Here is a 22,219-nt window from a genome sequence, read left to right as displayed (position 1 = left end):
GGCGGGGTCGCCTGACCGACGGACGCGTCAGCCGAGCTGCAGCCAGGCGCCCTCCGACGGCACCCCGGCGTCGTCGAGGGCGAACAGCATGTACCAGCCCGGCGGCGCGAGGGCGGGGCTCGCCGGCAGGGCCACGGTCACCGCGCCGTCGTCCGCAAGCGTGAACGCGACGTCGACGAGCCGCTGCTCCATGTCCGAGGAGTGGGTGGTCGCGCCGGGCCGCATGAGGGACATCGAGGCCAGGGGGCGCTCGGCCTCCACCGTGGCGGCCACGGTCCCCCCGTACCCGGCCGCGGTGGACGCGAGGGTCAGCACGGGGCGGCTGCCGCGGAACAGGTAGGCCGGCCAGTACACCTCGATGCGCAGGTCCTCTGCCTTGCGCACCGGGTTGGACCCGGAGGTGATCACCCGGCCGTCTGGCATCAGCAGCGCCACCGAGTGGTACAGCCGGGGCACGCGCGAGCCGGCGCCGACCGACCAGGTCCCGGCGACCGGGTCGAACACCTCCGCGTCCAGCGCGGCGACCGTCGCGTCCTCCTCCATCGCCGCGCCCCCGTTGACCAGCACCGTCCGGTCCGGCAGCAGGGTCGCGCACAGGTGCATCCGCGCCGCGTGCAGGGGCTGGACCGCGTGGTAGGCCGGTGCGGCCTCGGTGAGGTCGACCACCGAGGCGTCCGCCACCGCCGGGGCGTGGCCGTGCCCGTCGACGCCCCCGCCGCCGACGATCAGCACCCGCTGGTCCTGGGCCGGCGGCAGCAGCACGCTGGCGGCCTGGTTCCGCATGCCGGGGACGTGCAGCCCGCCCACCGCCGTGGTCGCGCCGGTCGCGAGGTCCCACACCGAGGGCGGGACGCCGTTGTTGCCGCCGTAGTTGCCGCCCGTGAAGAAGACCCGGCCGTCGGCGAGGACCACCAGGTGGGCGTACATCGGCCACGGCCCGGGGGAGGGCAGCGCCGTCCAGTGGTCGTGCGCCGGGGACCAGACCTCCGGGACGACGTTCAGGTTGCCGTCCCCACCCACCCCGGAGACGGCCAGCACGTGGCCGTCGGGCAGCAGCGCGAGGCTCGGGTACCACCGGCCGCCGGCCATGGGGGCCGCCCCCGTCCACCCGCCGGCGACCGGGTCGAAGACCAGGGCGTCGGGGAGGCCGAAGAAGGGGTCGTACGTGTCCGTGCCGCCGGCGGCCAGGAGCCGCCCGTCCGGGAGGAGCGCCTGCCCGCAGCAGAACAGGTCGATGGGCGTGTCCGGGCCCTCCAGCAGCGGCTCCGGATAGCGCCACACCCGGGCCCGGAACTGGGAGGCGGCCAGCCGGTCGGGGTCGTTGCCCGAGCCGGAGAAGAACAGCACGTCGCCGGTGTGCAGCAGCGCGGCGTGCACGGGGTTCACCTCGGCGTCGAAGTCCAGCAGCCGCCAGACGCCCTTCTCGGCCGCGTCCGCCAGGTCGGTGACCAGCTCGGTGACCCGCAGGTAGGCGGCGTTGGCCTGCTCCGGGGCGTCGACGAGGAGGACGACGAGCTCGTCGGGCCCGTCCGGGGTCTGCGTCACCGCGATGGAGGCGCCGGCGTTCTCCCAGAACGGCCAGCCCTCGACCTGGGTCCACGGCCCCCAGCCGTCCACCGCGCGGCCGGACCCGTCCAGCCCCCAGCCGACCGTGTAGAAGCCGAGGTTCCCGCCGACGGGGTTGTCGACGCAGAACACCACCAGCTCGAGCCGGCCGTCGCCGTCCAGGTCGGCCACGGCGGCGCCGGCGCCCTGGTTCTCCCAGAACCCCCAGCCGGGGATCGCGATCCAGGGACCCCAGCCGCCCTCCACGGTCCCGTCCGCGCCCAGCTGCCGGCCCACCCGGTAGAAGCCCTTGTTGGCGCCCTCCGGCGCGTCCACGACCACCAGCACCAGGTCCAGCCGGCCGTCCCCGTCGATGTCGGCCACCACGACGTCGGCGCCCTGGTTCTCCCAGAAGCCCCAGTCGGGGACCGGCAGCCAGGGGCCCCACCCCGCCGTCACCGACCCGTCGGCGGCCAGGCCGTGGCCGATGCGGTAGTGACCGCCGTTCTCCCCGGCGGGCGCGTCCACCATGAAGACGACGAGGTCCAGCCGGCCGTCCCCGTCGACGTCGACCACCGCCACCCCGGCGTCCGCGTTCGCCGTGGGGAACCAGTCGGGCACCTGCTGCCACGGGCCCCACCCACCGGTGACGGTGCCGTCGACGAACCCGGATCCCACGCGGTAGTAGCCGGCGTTGGGGCCGGCCGGGTCGTCGACCACCAGGACGACGAGGTCGGGCCGGCCGTCGCCGTCGACGTCCGCGATCGCCAGGCCGGCGCCCTGGTTCTCCCAGAAGTCCCAGTTCGGCACCTGTACGAATCCGTCCGGCATGCGTCTTCCCCCCACCGACTACAGCCCGGGACGCCGTCCGCCCGACCCTCCCACCGGGCCCAGACGGGAGGAAGGCCGGAGCCGGCACAGCCTGCGACGCGCGGGGCCGACACGCGGACGGCTGACCTCAGCGAACTGGCACGGCCGTGCCAACCGGGGCTACAGTGGGACGGTCGTACCAACTCAGGGGGTGGATCATGGCGTGGTTGCTGGTGGTCGTCGCGGGTCTGCTCGAGACCGGCTTCGCGGTCGCCCTCAAGGCGAGCGCCGGGTTCACCCGCATCGGGCCCACCGTGTCGTTCATCCTGTTCGCCGCCGGCAGCTTCACCCTGCTGAGCATCGGGCTGCGCAGCCTGCCGATCGGCTCCGCGTACGCGGTGTGGACCGGCATCGGCGCGGTCGGCACTGCTGTCTACGGCATGGTCGTGCTGGGGGAGTCCACGGAGGTCCTCAAGCTGGTCTCCATCGCGCTGGTCGTCGCCGGCGTCGTCGGGCTGCAGCTGTCCAGCAGCGGCGGGCACTGACCGTGCCCGGCCAGGCGCGGGCGGAGCGCCGGACGTCGACCCGCGGCCTGCACCGCCGGGGGCTGCTGATCGCCGCGGCCGCCGAGCTGGTGATGGAGCAGGGCTTCGCCGCGGTGGGCCACCGTTCGGTCGCCGACCGGGCCGGCGTCCCGCTGTCGGCCACCACCTACTACTTCGCCTCGCTCGAGGACCTGCTGCGGGAGGCGGTGGAGGCCCTGGCGGCCGACTGGTCCGCCGCCGCGCAGGAGACGCTGGACCGGCTCCCGGCGCGGTTGGCCGAGCCGGCGCAGGTCGCCGCGGCGCTGCTGGACGTCGTCGTCCTCGGGCCGGCCGGTGGCGCCGACGCCACCCCGGGCGGTCCACTCACGCTGTACGACCGCTACCTGGAGGCCGCCCGGCACCCTCAGCTGCGCACCACCATCGCCGGCTACGACGACCACCTCGACGGGCTGGTGGGCGACGTCCTGCGCCGCGCCGGCCTCCCGCACGACCGGGAGTCCGCCCGACTGGCCGTGGCCGTGGTCGACGGCGCCCTGGTCCGGGCCTTCGCCGAGGGGCGGGGCCCCGGGACGACGCTGCCCCAGGTCGAGCAGGTGCTCCGCCTGCTGGGGGCTGCTGCCCCCGAGGAGGTCTGACCGTCCCGGTCGCGTCTGGGCCCCGGTCAAGTCCCGTCGGCGCGGTCCAGCAGTGCGCGGGCACGGGCGGCCTCGGCCGCACCCAGGCCTTCGTGGTCGCTGTCCCGGCCGAGCTCCGCCTGGTCGTCGACCCAGCGCCGGTGCGACTCCCACGCCGACTGCTTCGTCGTCCCCAGCGACTGCCCGATCTGGGTCCAGGAGCCGCCGGAGGCGCGGGCGGCCCGGACGGTCAGCTGTCGCCCGTAGCCGGCCTTCCGCGCGATCACCTCCCCCAGCGCCAGCAGCTCGAGCGCCTCCGCCAGGCGGAGGGGTTCGACCGGGGAGCCGGTGTCCTCGCCGTCCGGGTCGTCGGCGAACGCCTCCCGTTCCCGCAACTCGTCGAAGCGCTCGACCGCGGCCCGCAGGGTCATCCGGAGCTCGAGCTCGTCAGGGGAGGGCATGTACCCAGCGTGCCGTCACGCTGCCCTGACGTCAAGGCGTCCTGACGGGACGGTGTCCGCCTCCGCGGACCGGCGGCGAGGGGCCCACCAGCGGGGATGGCGGAAGTTGGACGAAAATCGTCCCCAGCGTCCAGTGCGTGCGGCGGACCTGCACGATCTTGCAGTCACAGACGGCAACAGGCGTCCCGGGAGTCCCACGGACCCCGGTCCGCACTGGCGCGACGCGGGACCGGTCGGGCAGACTGGTCCCCGGTTGCCGAAGCGAGCAGACACACCACCGCACGACGGGTCCGTTGGGGAAGACGAGGCCGGTCGAGTCGATGGAGGTGCCCTGTGCAGCGACGGTCTACCCAAGGTGTGGTCTTCGTGCACGCGTGCCCGAAGGCTCTCTGCCAGCACGTCGAATGGGCGCTCGAGCGTGTCATCGGCGGGCCGGTCTCTTTGACGTGGACTGAGCAGTCCGCGGCGCGGGGTTCCTACCGTGCGGAGGTCGCCTGGACCGGTGTCACCGGGACGGGCGCCAAGCTGGTGGCTGCCCTCAAGGCGTGGCCGATGCTGCGCTTCGAGGTCACCGAGGAGCCCAGCCAGGGCACGGACGGCGAGCGTATGGCGTACGTCCCGGGCCACGGCGTCTTCCGTGCTGCCACCAGTGCGAACGGCGACCTCATCGTGACCGAGCAGCAGCTGCGGCACCTCGCGGCCACGGCCACCTCGCCCGAGGCCTTCCGGCACGGTGTCGACGTCCTGCTCGGCGCCCCCTGGGACGCCGACCTCGAGGCCTACCGCTACGCCGGCGACAGCACGCCGGTCACCTGGCTGCACCAGGTCGTCTGAAGGACCCCATGCACAGCAGAGTGGCCCGGCATCCCACTCGGGGTGCCGGGCCACTGTCGTCTCACAGCGGGATGTTGCCGTGGGCTCCGCGGCCGGAGGGGGCCTCGGCCAGGGCGGCCACCAGCCGGCGCTTGGTCTCCCGCGGGTGCACGACCTCGTCCACGACGCCGATCTCGCGCGCGCGGTTCACCCCGCCGGCGATCCGCTCGTGCTCGGCGGCCAGGGCTGCGTGCAGCGCCTCCCGCTCCCCGGGCGGGGCGGCGGCCAGCTTCTTGCGGTGCAGGATGCCGACCGCGGCCTTGGCGCCCATCACCGCCACCTCGGCCCCCGGCCAGGCGAACACCGCGGTGGCGCCCAGCGAGCGTGAGTTCATCGCGATGTAGGCCCCGCCGTAGGACTTGCGGGTCACCAGGGTCACCCGCGGCACCACCGCCTCGGCGAAGGCGTGCAGCAGCTTCGCGCCGCGGCGGACCACGCCGTCCCACTCCTGGCCGACCCCGGGCAGGTACCCGGGCACGTCGACGAGGACGACCAGCGGCACCCCGAACGCGTCGCACATCCGCACGAACCGGGCCGCCTTCTCGGCCGACGCGGAGTCCAGGCACCCGCCCAGCCGCAGCGGGTTGTTGGCGATCACGCCCACGGTCCGCCCGGCCAGCCGGCCCAGGGTGGTCACCACGTTGGGCGCGAAGCGGGGGTGCAGCTCGAGACCCGGGGCGTCCAGCAGTGCGGCGATCAGCGGCTTCACGTCGTAGGCGCGGTTGGGGCGCTCGGGCAGCAGCGCGCCGAGGTCGACCTCGGGTGCGTCGTCCGCGGGGGCGAGGCTGCCCTGGGCCGCCAGCAGGTCGACCGCCTGACGGGCGGTCTCGATGGCCTCCCGCTCGCTCTCGGTCACCACGTGGACGACGCCGGAGCGCCGGCCGTGGGTGTCCGGCCCGCCCAGGCTCTCCATGTCGACGTCCTCGCCGGTGACCGACCGGACCACCTCGGGACCGGTCACGAACACCCGGCCGGCCGGGCTCATGATCACCAGGTCGGTGAGCGCCGGCCCGTAGGCCGCGCCACCCGCGGCGGGGCCGAGGACGACGGAGACCTGCGGGATCCGACCGGACGCCCGCACCATCGCGGCGAACACCTCACCGACCGCGTGCAGCGCGGTGACGCCCTCGGCAAGCCGGGCGCCGCCGGAGTGCCAGATCCCCACCACCGGCACGCGTTCCCGCAGACCGGCGTCGATGGCGTCCACGATGTGCCGGCAGCCGTCGACCCCCATCGCCCCGCCCATGACGGTGGCGTCGGTGCAGTAGGCGACCGCCGGGGAGCCGGCCACCGTGCCCCGGCCGGCGAGCACCCCGGAGGTGTCCCGCGCGGCCAGCAGCCGCAGCGAGCCGGGGTCGAAGAAGGTGGCGAGCCGGTCCTCGGGGTCGCGCGGGTCGGTGGCCGGGGGCAGCGGGGGCGCGGCGTGCACGATCGTCACGAAGACCTCCGAAGCGGTCGGTCGGTGGCAGCGTCAGGCCCCCGTGCAGGGTCCCGCGCTGAGCTTGCGAGGCGTGGGGGGCACGGGGGTCCTTCGTCAGGCGGTGGTGAACACCAGGGCGAGGTTGTGGCCGCCGAAGCCGAACGAGTCGTTCAGCGCGGCGCTGAAGGTGGCCTTGCGGGGCTCCCGGCGGACGATGTCGAGCGCCTGCACGGCGGCGTCGTCGTCGGGGTCGTCGAGGTTCGCGGTGGCCGGCACCAGCTGGTCGCGCAGCGCCAGGACGGCGAACACCGACTCCAGCGCCCCGGCCGCGCCGAGCAGGTGCCCGGTCTGGCCCTTGGTCGCCGTCACCAGGGTGTGGTCGCCGATGGTCCCGTGGATGGCCATGGCCTCCGCGGTGTCGCCGATCGGGGTGGAGGTGGCGTGCGCGTTGACGTGGCCGATGTCCGCTGGGGTGAGCCCGGCGTCGCGGATCGCGGCCACCATCGCCCGCGCCCCGCCGGCGCCCTCGGGGTGCGGGGCGACCAGGTCGTAGCCGTCGGCGGTGGCCCCGGCGCCGGCCAGCCGGGCGTAGACCTTGGCGCCGCGCGCCTTGGCGGCGTCGGCCCGCTCCAGCACCAGACAGGCCGCGCCCTCGGCGAGCACGAAGCCGTCCCGGCCCTTGTCGAACGGCCGGGAGGCGCGCTCGGGCTCGTCGTTGCGGGTGCTCATCGCGCGCATCGCGGCGAAGCCGGCCATCGGCAGCGGGTGCACGCAGGACTCGGTGCCACCGACCAGGACCATGTCGGCCCGGTCGAACCGCAGCAGGTCCAGGCCCCAGCGGATGGCCTCGGCGCCGGAGGCGCAGGCGCTCACCGGGGCGTGCACCCCGGCCCGGGCGCCGACGGCCAGCCCGACCGCGGCGGCCGGGCCGTTGGGCATCAGCATCGGGATGGTGTGCGGCGAGACCCGGCGGGGGCCCTTGGCCTCCAGGATGTCGTCCTGGTCCAGCAGCGTGGTGGCGCCGCCGATCCCGGTGCCGACGACCACGGCGATCCGCTCCGGGTCGACGCCGGAGTCGGCCCCGCCCGCGTCCCGCCAGGCCTCCTCGGCGGCGATGACCGCGACCTGCTGGCTGCGGTCCAGCCGCCGGGCCCGCACCCGGTCGATCTGTTCGGCCGGGTCGACGGCGAGCCGGGCGACGAGCTGGGCGGGGAACTCCTTCGCCCAGTCGTCGGTGAGGCGGCGCACCCCGGACCGGCCGGCCAGCAGCGCCTCCCACGTGGAGGCGACGTCGCCGCCGAGGGGCGTGGTGGCGCCCAACCCGGTGACGACGACGTCGGCGGTGGACGTGCTCATGGACGTTCCTCCTGGGGCTGACCGGCCGGACGGCCGAGGTGAGCAACTGCGTTGGCCCTGCTGCAGGGTCCCGCTGGGAGCGTGCGAGCAGTGGGGGGCAGCGGGGTCCTTCTGCTACTGGTTCTTCTCGATGTAGGAGATCGCGTCACCGACGGTCTTGATGTTGCCGAGCTCGTCGTCGGGGATGGCGACACCGAACTTGTCCTCGACGGCGGTGGCGATCTCGACCATCGACAGGGAGTCGACGTCGAGGTCGTCGGTGAAGGACTTCTCGGGGGAGACGTCGGCGGGGGCGACCCCGGCGACCTCCTCGAGGATCTCGGCCACGCCGGTCTGGATCTCCTGGGTGCTGCTCACGGGCGGTCCTCTCTCGAAGGCGATGCGGCGGACCGGGTCGGCCCGCCACGTCGTCCGGGACGGGCGTCCCGGGGGTCTGGGTGGTGCGTCGGTGCGGTGTGCGGCGGTGCGGTCAGGGGAGCTCGAGCACCTGTCCGGCGAAGGTGAGCCCGGCGCCGTAGCCGAGCACCAGCGCGGTGTCGCCGCTTTTGGCCTCGCCGGACTCCTGCAGCGCGGACAGCGCCAGGGGCACCGACGCGGCCGAGGTGTTGCCGGCGTGGACGATGTCGCGGGCGATGACCGTGGACTCGGGGAGCCCGAGCTTCTTGGCCATCGACTCGATGATCCGGAGGTTGGCCTGGTGCGGGGCGAAGACGTCGATGTCGGCGGGGCCGACCCCGGCCCGCTCCATGGCCGCGAGCAGGGTCTCGGTGAGCTTGGTGGTCGCCCAGCGGTAGACCGCCTGGCCGGCCATGGTCATGTGCGGCCGGCCCTCGGGGATGGAGATCGCGGTGTGCTGGTCGCCGTCGCTGCCCCAGACCACCGGGCCGATCCCCGGGTCGTCGGAGGCGCCGATCACCATCGCCCCGGCCCCGTCGGCGAAGATCACCCCGGTGCTGCGGTCGGTCAGGTCGGTGACGTCGGTCAGCCGCTCGACGCCGATCACCAGGGCGTTGACCGCCGACCCGGCGCGGATGGCGTCGACCGCCACCCCGAGGGCGTAGCAGAAGCCCGCGCACCCGGCGTTCAGGTCGAACGCGCCGGGCCGGTTGATGCCCAGCCGGTGGGCCACCAGCGGGCCCATGCCGGGGATCGGCTTGCGCAGGCTGGCGCTGGCCACGATCACCAGGTCCACGGCGTCCGGGGACAGGCCGCTGGCGGCCAGCGCCTTGCCGCCGGCGGCGATGGACATCTCGACGAGGGTCTCGTCGGGCTCGGCCCAGCGGCGCTCGGCGATGCCGACGCGGGTCTGGATCCACTCGTCGTTGGTGTCCATCGTCTGGGCCAGCTCGTGGTTGGTCACCCGGCGGCGTGGCCGGTACGAGCCCAGTCCGAGGACCCGGGCGCCCGCGGCGCCCTGACGGATTTGCAGGGTCATGACCTCGGCTCCACTCCGCGCTCGTTCCGCTCCTCGGTCGCTGGCGCTCCCTGCGATGCTCGCTCGGGCGTCGTGTTCGTCATGCGGACACCTCCGGGTAGAGACGGGCCAGCGGATCTCCGGCGTCCACGAGGTCGCCCTCGTGCACCAGCCACTCGGCCAGCACGCCGTCGTAGCCTGCGGACACCTTGACCTCCTCGCGGCGGCTGCGGACGCAGCCCAGTGGGGTGCCGGCGGGCAGCCGGCTGCCCTCGGCGACCTCCGCCGGGCTGACCGTGCCGCGCACGGGGGAGACGACCACCCGCCAGTCGGGAAGGTGCTCGGCCTCGGACCGGCTGCGCTCGACCGAGATCAGCTCCCGCGCCCGGTCCAGGTCGGCGGGCCCGGCGAGCGCCAGGACCTCGATGTCCGAGCCCTTCCACTCGCGCTTGGCCAGACCGGCCAGCGCGCCGGCCGGCGGCAGCTCCAGGACGGCGGTCACGCCGAGGTCGCGCATGGTGGCGAGGCACGCGTCGAAGCGGACCGGGCTGGTGACCTGGCTGACCAGGCGGGACAGCGCCGCGGCGCCGGAGTCGACCGCGGCGCCGTCGGCGTTGGACAGCAGCAGCCGGCTGGGCTCGGCCGGGCGCAGGCCGTCGACCAGCGCCTCCAGCTCCGCGCGGGCGGAGGCCATGTACTCGGTGTGGAAGGCGCCGGCCACCGACAGCGGCATGATCCGCGCCTTGGCCGGCGGGTCGGCCTTGAGCGCGGCCAGCCCGTCCAGCGAGCCGGCGGCGACCACCTGGCCGCCACCGTTGCGGTTGGCCGGCACCAGGCCGTGCCGCTCGATGGCGGCGAGCACCTCGTCGGGTTCACCGCCCAGGACGGCGGACATCCCGGTCGGGGTCTGGGCGCAGGACCGGGCCATCGCCCGGCCGCGGACGGCGGTCAGCGCGATGGCGGCCTCCACCGACAGCACCCCGGCCAGCGCCGCGGCGGTCAACTCGCCCACGCTGTGCCCGGCGATGACGACGTCCCGACCGGCGTGCGGCGGGTGCGACACCGGACCGGGCAGGCCGCCGAGCTCGCGGGCGACGAACAGGCTCATCGCGACGACGAGCGGCTGGGTGACCGCGGTGTCCTTGATGGCCTCGGCGTCACCGGTCGTGCCCAGGGTCAGGAGGTCGGCGTCGGCGATGGCGCCGGCCCAGCGGAAGAAGGGCTCGGCGCCCGGCAGCTCCAGCCAGGGAGTCAGCATCCCGGGCTTCTGGGCACCCTGTCCGGGGGCGAGGACGGCCAGCACCTCCTCACCGTGCCAGTCCGGCGGCACTCCCGCGGGGCCGAGGGCCACGAAGATCGACCGTCAGCTTTTGGAGGATCCCTCCAAAAGCACGCTCGTCAACCGGAGATCCGGCCGCGTGTCGGTGGCGGAGCCCACAAGGAGCGGCACGCTCAATTCCACAGCGACCGGTCGACCTCGAGCTCGGTGAGGGCGAGCGCGACCTGGAGGGTCCAGCTGCCGCGCGGGTCGGTGGGCACGTACCCGGTGAGCTCGGTGGCCCGCTTGAGCCGGTACCGCACGGTGTTGGTGTGCACGAACAGCGCGCGGGCGCTGGCCTCCAGGTTGCCCCCGTTCCCCAGCACCACCCGCACCGTCTCCAGCACCTCGGCGCCGGCGGCCTGCAGGGCCACGGTGACCCGCTCGGTGAGCGCCGAGCGCGCCGTCGGGTCGCCGGCCAGGGCGCGCTCGGGCAGCAGGTCGTCGGCGGCGACCGGTCGCGGCGCGGCCGGCCAGGCCGCCGCGGCGCGGAGCCCGGCCAGCGCCGCGGCGGCGGACTCGCCGGCCTGGGCGAGGGACTCCACCCGCGGTCCGCGCACCACCGGGCCGGGCCCGAACTCGCGGGTCACCCGGGCCGCGACGTCCTCCAGGTCGGTGACCCCGCCCAGGACGACGACGAGCTTGTCCGCGTGCACCCCGACCAGCACCTCGCTGCGCTGCGTCCGGGCCGCCCGGCGGACGGCGGACCCCTGTTCGTCCGCCCCGGAGGGCGCCGCACCGACCAGCACCAGCACCGGCCCGGTGGTCGCCCAGCCCAGCGCCGCCGCCCGCCCGGGCAGCTCCTCGGACCGCTCACCGCGCACCAGCGCGTCGACGACCAGGGCCTCCAGCCGGGCGTCCCAGGCGCCCCGGGTCTCGGCGAAGCTGGCGTAGACGTGCGCGGTCGCGAAGGCCACCTCACGGCTGTACTGCAGCACCGCCAGCCGCAGCTGCTCGGCGTCCCCGGGCTCGGCGACCTGCTCGACCCGGTCCTCGACCACCTCCACGGTGACCTTGATCAGGTCGACGGTCTGCTTGAGCGGGACGGCGCGGACCAGCTCCCGAGGGGCGGCGCCGAACACCTCACCGGTGAGCCGGGGCGGCCGGCCGGGGTTGCGGCACCACTCCACCATCGAGGCGATGCCGGCCTGTGCCACCAGCGTCACCCAGGAGCGCTGGGAGGCCGGCATCGCGCGGAACCAGGACAGCTCGTCGTCCATCCGCGCGACCGCCTGGGTGGCCAGCGCGCCGGAGGAGCGCTCGAGCCGGCTCAGGGTCGCCGCCGTCGGGGTCGCCCTCACCGGCCTGCTCGCCTCCTCGCCACGCCGTCAGCGTGTCACGGCGCGCCGGATCGGCGTGTCACCCGGCGCGCGGCAGGGGATCGTGGAGCGGTGTCCGCGCCCCGACCGCCCGACGTCGCGGCACCCCGCTGGGCCCTGGGGACCGCCGTCGCCGCGTTCGGGCTGGTCGCGGTGCTGGCCGGGGCCGTGCTCGCCGGCGCCGGGCCGCTGCTGCGGGTCGACCGGGCGGTGAGCGCGGCGCTGTACGCCGGCGACGACCGCGGGCCGGCGCTGGGGGCGCTGCTGCAGGTGGCCACCGCGCCCGGGTTGAGCGTCGTCCGCGTGCTGGTCTTCCTGCCGGTGCTCGGCTGGCTGCTGGTGCGGCGCCGCTGGTGGACGGCGGGCTGGGTCGCCGCTGCCGTCCTGCTCGTCGCACCGCTGACCGGGCTGCTCAAGGAGCTCGTCGGGCGGCTGCGACCGCAGTACGCCGGCGGGGGCGCGGAGTACACGTCGCTGGCCTTCCCCAGCGGGCACGCCTCCGGGGTGGCCGCGCTGGTCACCACGGCGCTGCTGCTGGCCTGGCCGGCGCTGGGCCCGCGGGCTCGCCGCTGGTGGCTGGCGGCCGGCCTGGCCCTCGCCGTCCTGGTCGGGCTCACCCGGATCTGGCTGGGCGTGCACTGGCTGTCCGACGTGGTGGGCGGCGAGGCACTGGGGCTGGGCTGGACGCTGCTGGTCGCCGGCGTCGCCTCCCGGCGGCAGGCACCGGCGCCCCGCGCGGAGGTGGCCCGGTGACCGACCTGGACTCCCGGGTGCTGCTCGAGCCGGTCGACGGCTCCGCCGGCCCGCTGCTCCGGCTCGCCGACGACCGGCTCGCGCCGGGGCGGGGCTACGGCCGACACGCACACCGGGACGTCGACGTGGTGGCGGTGGTGCTGGCCGGCTCGCTCACCCACCGCTGGCAACCGGAGGCGCAGCTGCACGCCGGCGACGTCGGGGTGCTCCGCGCGGGGTCCGGCCTGGCGCACGACGAGGTGGCCGGGGACGACGGCGCGCACGTCGTCCAGGTCCACCTGCGGGCCGCCGACCCCGGGGCGCCGCCGCGGCACGAGGTCCTCGCCGCGGGCCCCGGCTGGGTGGACCTGGGCCGGGCCGACGCCCGGCTGTGGACGGCGGCCCCCGGCCCCGGCGAGCGGGTGCAGCCCCCGCCGGGGCTGTGGGTCACCTGCCGGGACGGCGAGGTCACCGCCGGACCGGGGGAGGGGACGGTGCACGGACCGGCGACGGTGTGCGCCTGGCTGCTGGACCCCTCCCGCCCGGCCTGGGCCGGGTGACCGTCCGTCCGCCCGGGCCACCCTGGACAACGGTGCCGTCCGGGTGGACAGTGCCCGGACGGGGGCCGACCGGAGGAGTGCACATGCCGAGGTTCATGGACTTCCACGACGACCTGAAGCTGCCGCCGCAGGCGATCGCCGAGATCGGCGAGGGCGCCAAGGCCGGCGCCACCGACGAGTTCGGCGTCCGGCAGGTCGAGCTCTTCCACAACCCCGACGGCAAGGTGTACTGCCTGCTCGACGCGCCCGACGAGGAGGCAGTCCGCAAGCACCACGCCGCCCTGGACGTGCCGTGCGGCGAGGTGCACCGGGTCGACAGCCTGACCTGACCGGGCCGAGCCCACCGGGCTGGGCAGCTGCTGAGCACTGCTACAGACTGGCGGCATGCCTGATGCTGCCACCGACCTGCTCGCCGCTGCCCGTGCCGACGCGGACCGCACCGTGGACCTGCGGCGCCGGCTGCACCGCACCCCGGAGATCGGGCTCCAGCTGCCCCGCACCCAGGCTGCTGTCCTCGAGGCCTTCGCCGACCTGCCGGTGGAGGTGAGCACCGGCCGCAGCACCACGTCGGTCGTCGGCGTGCTGCGCGGTGCCCGTCCCGGGCCGACCTACCTGCTCCGCGGCGACATGGACGCGCTGCCGCTGCAGGAGGACACCGGGCTGCCGTTCGCCTCCGAGGTGCCCGGGGCGATGCACGCCTGCGGGCACGACACCCACGTCGCGATGCTGCTCGGCGCCGCCCGGCTGCTCGCCGAGCGCCGGGAGGCGCTGGCCGGCCAGGTCGTCTTCATGGTGCAGCCGGGCGAGGAGGGCTTCCACGGTGCCCGGTACATGCTCGAGGAGGGTCTGCTCGACGTCGTCCCGGAGGCGCCGGTGAGCGGCGCCTTCGCGCTGCACGTGTCGACGATGTGGCGCAGCGGCACGATCAACGTGCGACCCGGGCCGCTGCTGGCCGCCGGTGACATCTTCCGGATCACCGTGCGCGGCCGCGGCGGGCACGCCTCCGCCCCGCACATGGCCGCCGACCCGGTGCCGGTGGCCGCCGAGATCGTCCTGGCGCTGCAGGCGATGGTGACCCGCCGGGTGAGCGTCTTCGACCCGGCGGTGGTGACCGTCGGGCACCTCACCGCGGGGACGACGAACAACATCATCCCGGAGACCGCGCACCTGGAGGGGACCATCCGGACCCTGTCGGCGGAGCGGCGTGCCTCGACGATGGAGGCGGTCGAGCGGGTCGCCACGCACGTCGCGGCGGCGCACGAGCTGACCGTCGAGTTCAGCATGGAGTCCGGCTACCCCGTGACGGTGAACGACGCAGCCGTGGCCGCCCAGGTGGGCGAGACCGCCGCGGCGCTGCTCGGGTCACAGGCCAGCGCGGTGATGGGCGAGCCGCTGATGGGCGCCGAGGACTTCTCCTACGTGCTCGAGCAGGTGCCCGGCGCGATGGCGTTCCTGGGCGCGTGCCCGCCGGAGCTGGACCCGTCGTCCGCGCCGGCCAACCACTCGAACCTCGTCGTCTTCGACGAGGACGCCCTGCCCGCCGGCGTCGCGATGTACGCCCAGATGGCGATGCAGGCCCTCGCCGGCTGAACGCGGAACGGCCCGCCTCCCAGAGGAGACGGGCCGTTCAGCGAGGCCCCGCTGCAGGGTCCCGCCGCGAGCTCGCGAGCGGTGGGGGGCAGCGGGGTCCTTCCTCAGGTGGCCGGGGGCTCGTCCGTGCGCTCCTCCGGCGGAGCCGCCTGCGGGTCGCCGATCTGGTACTTCTCCACGGCCTGCCGGACGACGTCCCGCTCGATCTCGCCGTAGTTGGCCAGCTGGGTCAGCACCTTGACCACGACCGACTCGGCGTCGACCTTGAAGTGCCGCCGCAGCGCCGGGCGGGTGTCGGACAGGCCGAACCCGTCGGTGCCCAGCGACGCCATGCCGCCGGGGACGTAGGGCGCCAGCAGGTCCGGCACCGCCTTCATCCAGTCCGACACCGCGACGACGGGGCCGTCGGTGTCGGACAGGACCCGGGTGACGTAGGGGACCCGCGGCTCCTCCGCCGGGTGCAGCAGGTTCCAGTCCTCGGCCTCGACGGCCTCGCGGCGCAGCTCCGTCCACGAGGTCACCGACCAGACGTCGGCGGACACGCCCCAGTCCTGCGCCAGCAGCTCCTGGGCGCGCAGCGCCCACGGCACCGCGACACCCGAGGCCAGCACCTGCGCCTTCTTGCCGCTGTCGACCTGCGGGCCCTCGGCGTACCGGTACATGCCGGCCAGCAGCCCGGTCAGGTCCAGGCCCTCGGGCTCGGCCGGCTGGGCGTAGGGCTCGTTGTAGACCGTCAGGTAGTAGAAGACGTCGGGGCTGCGGTGACCGCCCAGCGGGGCGCCCGGGTCCTCGCCGTACATCCGGCGCAGGGCGTCCTTGGTGATGTGCCCGACCTCGTAGGAGAACGCCGGGTCGTAGGTGACCACGGCCGGGTTGGTCGCTGCCAGCAGCAGCGAGTGCCCGTCCTCGTGCTGCAGGCCCTCCCCGTTGAGGGTGGTGCGGCCGGCGGTGGCGCCGAGCAGGAACCCGCGGGTCAGCTGGTCGCCGGCGGCCCAGAAGTGGTCGCCGGTGCGCTGGAACCCGAACATCGAGTAGAAGATGTAGATCGGGATCATCGCCTCGCCGTGGGTGGCGTAGGACGTCCCGGCCGCGATGAACGACGACGCGGACCCGGCCTCGTTGATCCCCTCGTGCAGGATCTGGCCCTGCTCGGACTCCTTGTAGGCCAGCATCAGCTCGCGGTCGACCGACGTGTAGTGCTGGCCGTGCGGGTTGTAGATCTTCTTCGTCGGGAAGAGGGAGTCCAGCCCGAAGGTGCGGGCCTCGTCGGGGATGATCGGGACGAAGCGCGGGCCGAGCTCGGGGTCCTTGAGCAGCTCCTTGAGCAGCCGGACGAACGCCATGGTGGTGGCGACCTCCTGCTTGCCCGAGCCCTTCCGCAGGACGTCGAACGCCTTGTCGTCGGGGGCCTTGAGCTGCTTGGCCGCGGCCCGCCGGCGGGGGATGGACCCGCCCAGCGCCCGGCGCCGCTCCTGCATGTACTGCATCTCGTCGGAGTCGGCGGCCGGCTTGTAGTAGGGCGGCAGGGTCTTGTCCAGCGCCTCGTCGGGGATCGGCAGGTACAGCCGGTCGCGGAAGCCGGCCAGGTCCTCGGCGGTCAGCTTCTTCATCTGGTGCGTGGAGTTGCGGCCCTCGAAGTGGCTGCCCAGCGTCCAGCCCTTGATCGTCTTCGCCAGGATGACCGTCGGCTGGCCCTTGTGGTCCTGGGCGGCCTTGAAGGCGGCGTACACCTTGCGGTAGTCGTGCCCGCCGCGCTGGAGGTCCCAGACCTCCTTGTCGCTCATGTCCTCCACGAGCTTGCGGGTGCGCGGGTCGCGGCCGAAGAAGTGCTCGCGCACGAAGGCGCCGTCCTCGGCCTTGTAGGTCTGGTAGTCGCCGTCCGGCGTCTGGTTCATCAGGTTGACCAGGGCGCCGTCCCGGTCGGCGGCCAGCAGCTTGTCCCAGCCGCGGCCCCACACCACCTTGATGACGTTCCAGCCGGCGCCGCGGAACACCGACTCCAGCTCCTGGATGATCTTGCCGTTGCCGCGGACCGGGCCGTCCAGCCGCTGCAGGTTGCAGTTGACGACGAAGGTGAGGTTGTCCAGCTCCTCGCGGGCGGCCAGGCCGATCGGGCCGATCGACTCGGGCTCGTCCATCTCGCCGTCGCCGAGGAACGCCCAGACGTGCTGGTCGGAGGTGTCGGCGATGCCGCGGTCGTGCAGGTAGCGGTTGAACCGCGCCTGGTAGATCGCGTTCATCGGGCCCAGGCCCATGGAGACGGTCGGGAACTCCCAGAAGTCCGACATCAGCCGGGGGTGCGGGTAGGACGACAGCCCGCCGCCGGGGTGGCTGACCTCCTGGCGGAACCCGTCGAGCTGGTGCTCGTCGAGCCGGCCCTCGAGGTAGGCGCGGGCGTAGATGCCGGGGGAGGCGTGGCCCTGGAAGTAGATCTGGTCGCCGCCGCCGGGGTGGTCCTTGCCGCGGAAGAAGTGGTTGAAGCCGACCTCGTAGAGCGAGGCCGACGAGGCGTAGGAGGAGATGTGGCCACCGACCGCGATCCCCGGCCGCTGGGCGCGGTGGACCATGATCGCGGCGTTCCAGCGGATGTAGGCGCGGATGCGGCGCTCGACGTCCTCGTCGCCGGGGAACCACGGCTCCCGCTCCGGCGGGATGGTGTTGATGTAGTCGGTGCTGCGCAGGGCGGGGACGCCGACCTGCTGCTCGCGGCTGCGCTCGAGCATCCGGAGCATCAGGTAGCGCGCACGGCCGCGGCCGGCGTGGTCGACGACCGCGTCGAGGGACTCGAGCCACTCGTGGGTCTCGTCGGGGTCGGTGTCGGGGAGTTGACTCGGCAGGCCGTCGGTGATGACCGCGCGGGGGGTGCCTGCGTTGCGGGCGGGGTCGCCGTCCGACTGCTGCGGTGCGCTCATGGGCACATCGTCGCGCGTCGGGGGCGGATCCGTCACCTGACCCCGGTGTTCCGGTGAGGGACCGGCCGTGATCGGGCGCCGGGAACGGCGGGGGACGCCGGTGCGCCGGAGCGGGACGGGCCCCCGACCTGGCACGGAGGGCCTTGCGCGAGGTCCCGGATGCCTTACGCTCCGCACCTACGACGGTCCGGTGACGCTGTCCGAGCGAGCGACGCGGCCGGGGACAGGGCACCATCCGTACAGATCACGTGTCGATCGGCAGGGCACCGACTCCATGGAGGAACAGCAGGGATGAGCGTCGACTCGGGCAGCACCAGCATGGCTGCCCGGCTGGGGATCAAGCCGGGCATGGTCGTGCAGGAGCTCGGCTGGGACGAGGACGCCGACGAGGACCTGCGCGACTCCGTCGTGGAGCTCTCCGGCGGCGAGATGGTCGACGAGGACTCCGACGAGGTCGCCGACGTCGTCCTGCTGTGGTGGCGGGAGGAGGACGGCGACCTGATCGACGCCCTCGTCGACTCCATCGCCTCGCTGGCCGAGGACGGCGTCGTGTGGCTGCTGGTGCCCAAGTCCGGGCGGCCGGGGCACGTCGAGCCGGGCGAGGTCACCGAGGCCGCCCCCACCGCGGGGCTGCAGCAGACCTCCAGCATCTCCGCGGCCAAGGACTGGTCGGGCATCCGGCTGGTCACCCCGAAGGCAGCCCGCTCCCGCCGTTGAAGGACCACCCCTCCCCCCACGCCTCGCGAGCTCGGCGCGGGCCCCTGAGGGGTGGCCGTTCCAGCCCGTTCCGTGGTGTGGGGCAGCATGGGGGCATGAGCCTCTCCGTCGGTGACACCGCCCCTGACTTCAGCCTGCCCGACCAGGACAAGCAGGTCGTCTCCCTGTCCGGCCTGCGCGGCACGCCGGTGCTGGTCGTCTTCTACCCGTTCGCATTCTCCGGCATCTGCACCGGTGAGCTGTGCCAGCTGCGGGACGAGCTGAGCACCTACACCGACGCCGGTGTGCAGGTCCTCGCCGTCTCCACCGACCCGGTGTTCAGCCTCAAGGCGTGGCGGGCCCAGGAGGGCTTCGACTTCCCGCTGCTGTCGGACTTCTGGCCGCACGGCGCCACCGCCCAGGCCTACGGCGTCTTCAACGACAAGGCCGGCATGGCGCTGCGCGGGACGTTCCTGGTCGACGCCGACGGGACGATCGCCTTCGCCGAGGTCAACCAGCCCGGCGACGCCCGCGAGCAGTCCGGCTGGAAGGACGCGGTCGGCCGGCTCGCCGCGGCCGCCTGACCAAGGACCCCTGCCTCCCACCGCTCGCACCTCGCGGTGGGACCCTGCAGGGGGCCACGGGCGCGTAGCTCAGCGGGAGAGCTCTCGCCTTACAAGCGAGCGGTCGCAGGTTCGATCCCTGCCGCGCCCACCCCACCTCCCGGTCGTCCGACCCGTACGCGCGGCCGTCGACACCCCTGGTCCGCTGCGGGATGCTGCGGAGCGACGGGTCGCGACCCCGCGGGAGGCCACCATGACGCCGAAGCCGTTCGCCGTCCGCCTGGACGACGCTCCGGCGTACTGGTCGCTCGGCGAGCTGCTGACGGTCGTCGCGTCGGCCGAGCAGACCGGCGGCGCGTTCAGCCTCATGGAGGAGCGGTTGCCGCGGGGCGCGGAACCACCTCCGCACGTGCACTCGAGGGAGCACGAGGCGTTCCTCGTGCTCGACGGGCGATGACCGTCCGCGTGGGCGAGGAGACCTTCGGGGTCGGCGCCGGGGCGTTCGTCTTCTGCCCGCTCGGCATCCCGCACCTGCTCACCGTGGAGACCGACGAGGTCCGCATGCTGACGCTGTGCAGCCCCGGCGGCGTCGAGGCGCTGTTCGTGGAGCTCGGCGAGCCTGCACCGGCGCGCACGCTGCCCGTGGACGCCGCCGAGCCCGACGTCGACCGGGTCGTCACGCTCGCCGCCCATCACGGCGCCGAGGTCCTGACCGACTGGCCCTGACCGACCGGCCGACGTCCTCCGTCCGCCTCCCGTGACGCCCTGTCAAGGCGTGCCGGTCGGGAACCGCCGTCCCGACCTGCGCATTGACGGCTCCGCGGGCCGGTACGACGCTGTGGCGGCGATCGCATCCGAGCATCCACACCGACTGGGGAGAATCCGATGCGCCGTGTCGCCGTGCTGTCCGCGTGTGTCGTGGCCGGCAGCCTGCTGTGCCCGAGCAGCGCCCTCGCCGCCGAGGACGACTCCGGAGGTGTCGACCACCGCTGGATCGCCGTGGAGGACGAGTTCGCGATCGTCCTGCCCGACGGCCAGACCTTCACCGAGGACACGCCCCCGCCCGAGGGCGAGGAACCCGAGTCCTTCCCGGTCGGCGCGCAGTTGTTCATCAGCGAGGCGCTGTACGCGACCGAGGACGGCGAGACGGCCGGGGACGCGGTCGGCCGCACGCACGTCGTGTGCACCGCGGGGGTCGTGGCGGACAACCTGCTGTGCGACATCGTCTGGGTCTTCGACGAGGGCGGGCAGCTGCACGGCACGGTGCACGTCGACTTCAGCGCGGTGCCGGAGACGGAGCAGCTGTCGTTCGACATCGCGGTGACCGGCGGGACCGGCGACTGGTCCGGGGCCTCAGGCACGGTGACCCTCACCGACACCAGCGACGCCGAGGACCCTGAGGGCGAGACGACGACGCTGTACGAGGCGCACCTCGAGTAGCTCGGAGCAACCGGTCAGTCCGGTTCGGGCTCCCCGGCGGCGCCGGGCGGCCCGGACCGGCGGCCGGGCGTCGTCTGCCGCACCAGCCGCCGGGTGGTGTCCACCTCCCGCGCGACGGGCGCCAGCACCCCCTCGGCGTACAGCTCCGCGTCGTCGGGGGGCCGGTGGGCGCGCAGGTCCTCCTCCAGCTCGCGGATCGCGCGGCGCAGGACCGCCACCTGGGCCGGGTCGGGCGCCGGCTCCCCGGACCGCATGGCGATGACCGCCTCGGTGACCGCGTCCGACGTCCGCTCCAGCTGGACGATGACCGGGTACCAGGCGGCGGCCCGGGTGCTGATCGGCGGCGGCTCGGCCAGCCGTCGCTGGAGCTGGGTCTGCAGCTCGGTGAGGGCGCGGTAGCTCGCCCGCCGGGCCCGGCGGGTGTCCTCCGGCGAGGCGGTGAAGGCGGCGTCCACGAAGCGGTCGAGGGCGAGCGCGGCGGCCCGGAGGGCGTCGTCCAGCGGCGCCCGCCAGGTCTGCGGCCACAGCAGGTAGCCGAACACGAGCACGATCCCGCAGCCGATGAGCGTGTCCACCAGCCGCGCGCCGACCAGGCCCGCGCCGCCGGGCGCGGCCAGGTCCAGCAGCAGGATGATCAGCGGGGTCTGGAACACCGAGAACAGCCCGAAGTTGGCCGCCCGCGCCCACGGCAGCGCCCCGGCGGCAACGGCCATCGCCACCAGCACCCAGCCGTCGCGGGGCACGTAGGTGAGCAGCAGCGACCCGAGCAGGACGCCGAGCAGCGTGCCCGCCCCGCGCTGCACCGCCCGGGTGAACACCGACCCGAAGTCGGGCTTGAGCACGATGGCGACGGTCAGCAGCACCCAGTAGGGACGCTCGACCGGCAGGGTCTGCCGGGCCACCTCCGCGACGGTCATGCACAGCACCAGCCGGACGACGAACGCCCGCGAGTCGGCGTTGCCCACGGTGCGGTCGGCCAGGTCCCGGGCCCGCACCCGCCAGTCCAGCTCCTGGCGCGGCACCGCCGCGGAGCTCAGCTCCTCGGGGTCGCCGACGACGTTCCACACCAGCCGGACGCCGTGGCGCACCGCCCGGCGGACCGCGGGGCCGCCGTCCTCCACCGGTGGTGGCCGTTCACCTTGCAGCGGCTGCCGGGTGGTGATCGCGGTGGCCAGCGCCGCGACGGCGGTCAGGTCGCGGGGGTCGGCCGGCACCCCGGCCCGGGCGCCGGCCACCGCGGCCTCCACCAGGGGTGCGGCGGCGTTGAGCACCCCGGCCAGCTCGGCGAGCTCCCGGCTGCGGCCGGCCGACCGGCTACGGGTGTGGATCACCCGGTCGTATCCGGTGTTGAGGGCCTCGGTGAGCTGCCGGCGGGCGTCCTCGACCTCGTCGGTGCCGGCGACGGCCAGCAGGTCCCCGATCCGGATGAAGACGGTGGCGACGGCGGCCCGGTCGGCGTCCTCGGGCTCGGTGCGTGCCTGGACCAGCACGGCCAGGCACGCCCAGGCCGCCCCGGCGGCGAAGACCGCCACCTCCTCGCCGGTGGTCAGCGAGCCGGCCAGCCCGGAGGAGAGCGCGGTGTAGACCAGCAGCTGCAGCCCGCCCAGTGACAGCGCGGCGCTGATGGAGCTGATCAGCGCCGCGACCGCCGACAGCACGGCGATCACCAGGACAGGGAGCCAGCCGACCCCGCCGGCGACCTGCCCGGCGACCAGGCCGACCGCACCCAGCGACACGGCCGCGGCGACGCGGCGCAGGCGCTCGCGCAGCGGCCCGGACTGGGGAGCCAGGGTGGCGGCCAGCGCGCCGGTGGTGGCGAAGACGCCGGCGCCCAGCGCGTCGCCGCCGGAGACCCCGCCGTCCACCGCGACCGCCAGCGCCAGCGGCGCCGGGACCACCACGGCGAAGCGGACGACGTCGCGCCACGGGACCGCCGGGGGACTGGTGCGGACGAGCTCCTCCAGCCAGGCGGGCGCCCGCAACCCCCGATCGACCACGGGGGGAGCCTGCCACCCCGGTCGCGGCGCGGTCGCCGATCCCGACGCACACTG

At 74.6% G+C, this 22,219-nt stretch carries 22 protein-coding genes and 1 tRNA gene; 13 read left to right on the top strand and 10 right to left on the bottom strand.

Annotated elements, in window-relative coordinates; translation table 11 throughout:
* Positions 1-27 precede the first annotated feature (27 nt).
* Complete coding sequence (locus tag ACWIX6_RS15735; protein WP_448613376.1) at positions 28-2,376, bottom strand: galactose oxidase-like domain-containing protein; 2,349 nt, start codon at positions 2,374-2,376, stop codon at positions 28-30.
* Between the two features lie 197 nt (positions 2,377-2,573).
* Here ACWIX6_RS15735 and ACWIX6_RS15730 point away from each other — a divergent pair, with 197 nt between their 5' ends.
* Positions 2,574-2,900 (top strand): DMT family transporter, encoded by a 327-nt coding sequence (locus ACWIX6_RS15730; RefSeq protein ID WP_448613375.1) that lies wholly within the window; start codon positions 2,574-2,576, stop codon positions 2,898-2,900.
* Between the two features lie 2 nt (positions 2,901-2,902).
* Positions 2,903-3,535: a TetR/AcrR family transcriptional regulator gene (locus ACWIX6_RS15725; RefSeq protein ID WP_448613374.1), complete on the top strand. Its 633-nt coding sequence runs from the start codon at positions 2,903-2,905 to the stop codon at positions 3,533-3,535.
* Positions 3,536-3,561: 26 nt separating this feature from the next.
* Here ACWIX6_RS15725 and ACWIX6_RS15720 read toward each other — a convergent pair whose 3' ends face one another.
* Positions 3,562-3,975: a hypothetical protein gene (locus ACWIX6_RS15720; protein ID WP_448613373.1), complete on the bottom strand. Its 414-nt coding sequence runs from the start codon at positions 3,973-3,975 to the stop codon at positions 3,562-3,564.
* A 96-nt stretch (positions 3,976-4,071) separates the two neighbouring features.
* On the opposite strand from ACWIX6_RS15720, the gene ACWIX6_RS15715 reads away from it, so the two are divergent.
* Complete coding sequence (locus tag ACWIX6_RS15715; protein ID WP_448613372.1) at positions 4,072-4,809, top strand: DUF3145 domain-containing protein; 738 nt, start codon at positions 4,072-4,074, stop codon at positions 4,807-4,809.
* 61 nt (positions 4,810-4,870) lie between these two features.
* On the opposite strand, the gene ACWIX6_RS15710 is transcribed toward ACWIX6_RS15715, so the two are convergent.
* From ACWIX6_RS15710 to ACWIX6_RS15685, 6 genes are all read right to left on the bottom strand, one after another.
* A complete protein-coding gene (locus tag ACWIX6_RS15710; RefSeq protein WP_448613371.1) occupies positions 4,871-6,286 on the bottom strand; it encodes an acyl-CoA carboxylase subunit beta in 1,416 nt (471 codons plus the stop codon).
* Between the two features lie 96 nt (positions 6,287-6,382).
* Entirely contained in the window at positions 6,383-7,624 is a 1,242-nt protein-coding gene (locus tag ACWIX6_RS15705) for a beta-ketoacyl-[acyl-carrier-protein] synthase family protein (RefSeq protein ID WP_448613370.1), read from the bottom strand.
* A gap of 114 nt (positions 7,625-7,738) precedes the next feature.
* Positions 7,739-7,981 (bottom strand): acyl carrier protein, encoded by a 243-nt coding sequence (locus ACWIX6_RS15700; RefSeq protein WP_179651488.1) that lies wholly within the window; start codon positions 7,979-7,981, stop codon positions 7,739-7,741.
* Positions 7,982-8,093: 112 nt separating this feature from the next.
* Positions 8,094-9,059, bottom strand: coding sequence for a beta-ketoacyl-ACP synthase III (locus tag ACWIX6_RS15695; RefSeq protein ID WP_448613369.1), 966 nt, complete (start codon positions 9,057-9,059; stop codon positions 8,094-8,096).
* 79 nt (positions 9,060-9,138) lie between these two features.
* Positions 9,139-10,389, bottom strand: coding sequence for an acyltransferase domain-containing protein (locus ACWIX6_RS15690; RefSeq protein ID WP_448613368.1), 1,251 nt, complete (start codon positions 10,387-10,389; stop codon positions 9,139-9,141).
* Between the two features lie 101 nt (positions 10,390-10,490).
* Positions 10,491-11,657, bottom strand: a complete 1,167-nt coding sequence (locus ACWIX6_RS15685) for a PucR family transcriptional regulator (RefSeq protein ID WP_448613367.1) — start codon at positions 11,655-11,657, stop codon at positions 10,491-10,493.
* A gap of 90 nt (positions 11,658-11,747) precedes the next feature.
* On the opposite strand from ACWIX6_RS15685, the gene ACWIX6_RS15680 reads away from it, so the two are divergent.
* From ACWIX6_RS15680 to ACWIX6_RS15665, 4 genes are all read left to right on the top strand, one after another.
* A complete protein-coding gene (locus ACWIX6_RS15680) occupies positions 11,748-12,428 on the top strand; it encodes a phosphatase PAP2 family protein (protein WP_448613366.1) in 681 nt (226 codons plus the stop codon).
* Complete coding sequence (locus ACWIX6_RS15675) at positions 12,425-12,967, top strand: pirin family protein (RefSeq protein ID WP_448613365.1); 543 nt, start codon at positions 12,425-12,427, stop codon at positions 12,965-12,967. The genes ACWIX6_RS15680 and ACWIX6_RS15675 overlap by 4 nt, the downstream gene beginning before the upstream one ends.
* 83 nt (positions 12,968-13,050) lie before the next feature.
* Entirely contained in the window at positions 13,051-13,296 is a 246-nt protein-coding gene (locus ACWIX6_RS15670) for a nickel-binding protein (protein WP_448613364.1), read from the top strand.
* Positions 13,297-13,351: 55 nt separating this feature from the next.
* Positions 13,352-14,557 carry a M20 metallopeptidase family protein gene (locus ACWIX6_RS15665; RefSeq protein ID WP_448613363.1) on the top strand — a complete coding sequence of 402 codons (1,206 nt, stop codon included), beginning with the start codon at positions 13,352-13,354 and terminating at the stop codon, positions 14,555-14,557.
* A 104-nt stretch (positions 14,558-14,661) separates the two neighbouring features.
* On the opposite strand, the gene aceE is transcribed toward ACWIX6_RS15665, so the two are convergent.
* Positions 14,662-17,469, bottom strand: a complete 2,808-nt coding sequence (gene aceE, locus ACWIX6_RS15660; protein WP_448613362.1) for a pyruvate dehydrogenase (acetyl-transferring), homodimeric type — start codon at positions 17,467-17,469, stop codon at positions 14,662-14,664.
* Positions 17,470-17,760: 291 nt separating this feature from the next.
* On the opposite strand from aceE, the gene ACWIX6_RS15655 reads away from it, so the two are divergent.
* The 6 genes from ACWIX6_RS15655 to ACWIX6_RS15630 all read left to right on the top strand — a co-directional run bounded on the left by ACWIX6_RS15655 (position 17,761) and on the right by ACWIX6_RS15630 (position 20,168).
* On the top strand, positions 17,761-18,186 hold the full coding sequence (locus tag ACWIX6_RS15655; RefSeq protein WP_222044530.1) for a DUF3052 domain-containing protein: 426 nt from the start codon (positions 17,761-17,763) through the stop codon (positions 18,184-18,186).
* Positions 18,187-18,281: 95 nt separating this feature from the next.
* On the top strand, positions 18,282-18,749 hold the full coding sequence (locus ACWIX6_RS15650; protein WP_448613361.1) for a peroxiredoxin: 468 nt from the start codon (positions 18,282-18,284) through the stop codon (positions 18,747-18,749).
* A 58-nt stretch (positions 18,750-18,807) separates the two neighbouring features.
* Positions 18,808-18,879 (top strand) — tRNA-Val (locus tag ACWIX6_RS15645).
* A gap of 102 nt (positions 18,880-18,981) precedes the next feature.
* The gene (locus ACWIX6_RS15640; protein ID WP_448613360.1) at positions 18,982-19,185 is read left to right on the top strand and encodes a hypothetical protein; all 204 of its coding nucleotides are present in this window, start codon (positions 18,982-18,984) and stop codon (positions 19,183-19,185) included.
* The gene (locus ACWIX6_RS15635; RefSeq protein ID WP_448613359.1) at positions 19,182-19,454 is read left to right on the top strand and encodes a hypothetical protein; all 273 of its coding nucleotides are present in this window, start codon (positions 19,182-19,184) and stop codon (positions 19,452-19,454) included. The genes ACWIX6_RS15640 and ACWIX6_RS15635 overlap by 4 nt, the downstream gene beginning before the upstream one ends.
* Before the next feature lie 159 nt (positions 19,455-19,613).
* Positions 19,614-20,168, top strand: a complete 555-nt coding sequence (locus tag ACWIX6_RS15630; RefSeq protein ID WP_448613358.1) for a hypothetical protein — start codon at positions 19,614-19,616, stop codon at positions 20,166-20,168.
* A gap of 14 nt (positions 20,169-20,182) precedes the next feature.
* Here the strand turns inward: ACWIX6_RS15630 and ACWIX6_RS15625 are convergent, their stop codons facing one another.
* On the bottom strand, positions 20,183-22,165 hold the full coding sequence (locus ACWIX6_RS15625) for an FUSC family protein (RefSeq protein WP_448613357.1): 1,983 nt from the start codon (positions 22,163-22,165) through the stop codon (positions 20,183-20,185).
* Positions 22,166-22,219 lie beyond the last annotated feature (54 nt).

The sequence above is a fragment of the Modestobacter sp. URMC 112 genome (assembly GCF_053502575.1).
Note: the sequence above shows the minus strand (reverse complement) of the source record. Positions and strands in the feature narration are given on the sequence as shown.

Bases quoted from the DNA above. Each gene is read 5' to 3' on its own strand.
- ACWIX6_RS15735 (WP_448613376.1), bottom strand. From the start codon at position 2,376: ATGCCGGACGGATTCGTACAGGTGCCGAACTGGGACTTCTGGGAGAAC.
- ACWIX6_RS15730 (WP_448613375.1), top strand. From the start codon at position 2,574: ATGGCGTGGTTGCTGGTGGTCGTCGCGGGTCTGCTCGAGACCGGCTTC.
- ACWIX6_RS15720 (WP_448613373.1), bottom strand. From the start codon at position 3,975: ATGCCCTCCCCTGACGAGCTCGAGCTCCGGATGACCCTGCGGGCCGCG.
- ACWIX6_RS15715 (WP_448613372.1), top strand. From the start codon at position 4,072: ATGGCGGAAGTTGGACGAAAATCGTCCCCAGCGTCCAGTGCGTGCGGC.
- ACWIX6_RS15705 (WP_448613370.1), bottom strand. From the start codon at position 7,624: ATGAGCACGTCCACCGCCGACGTCGTCGTCACCGGGTTGGGCGCCACC.
- ACWIX6_RS15695 (WP_448613369.1), bottom strand. From the start codon at position 9,059: ATGACCCTGCAAATCCGTCAGGGCGCCGCGGGCGCCCGGGTCCTCGGA.
- ACWIX6_RS15670 (WP_448613364.1), top strand. From the start codon at position 13,051: ATGCCGAGGTTCATGGACTTCCACGACGACCTGAAGCTGCCGCCGCAG.
- ACWIX6_RS15665 (WP_448613363.1), top strand. From the start codon at position 13,352: ATGCCTGATGCTGCCACCGACCTGCTCGCCGCTGCCCGTGCCGACGCG.
- aceE (WP_448613362.1), bottom strand. From the start codon at position 17,469: ATGAGCGCACCGCAGCAGTCGGACGGCGACCCCGCCCGCAACGCAGGC.
- ACWIX6_RS15655 (WP_222044530.1), top strand. From the start codon at position 17,761: ATGAGCGTCGACTCGGGCAGCACCAGCATGGCTGCCCGGCTGGGGATC.
- ACWIX6_RS15650 (WP_448613361.1), top strand. From the start codon at position 18,282: ATGAGCCTCTCCGTCGGTGACACCGCCCCTGACTTCAGCCTGCCCGAC.
- ACWIX6_RS15640 (WP_448613360.1), top strand. From the start codon at position 18,982: ATGACGCCGAAGCCGTTCGCCGTCCGCCTGGACGACGCTCCGGCGTAC.
- ACWIX6_RS15635 (WP_448613359.1), top strand. From the start codon at position 19,182: ATGACCGTCCGCGTGGGCGAGGAGACCTTCGGGGTCGGCGCCGGGGCG.
- ACWIX6_RS15630 (WP_448613358.1), top strand. From the start codon at position 19,614: ATGCGCCGTGTCGCCGTGCTGTCCGCGTGTGTCGTGGCCGGCAGCCTG.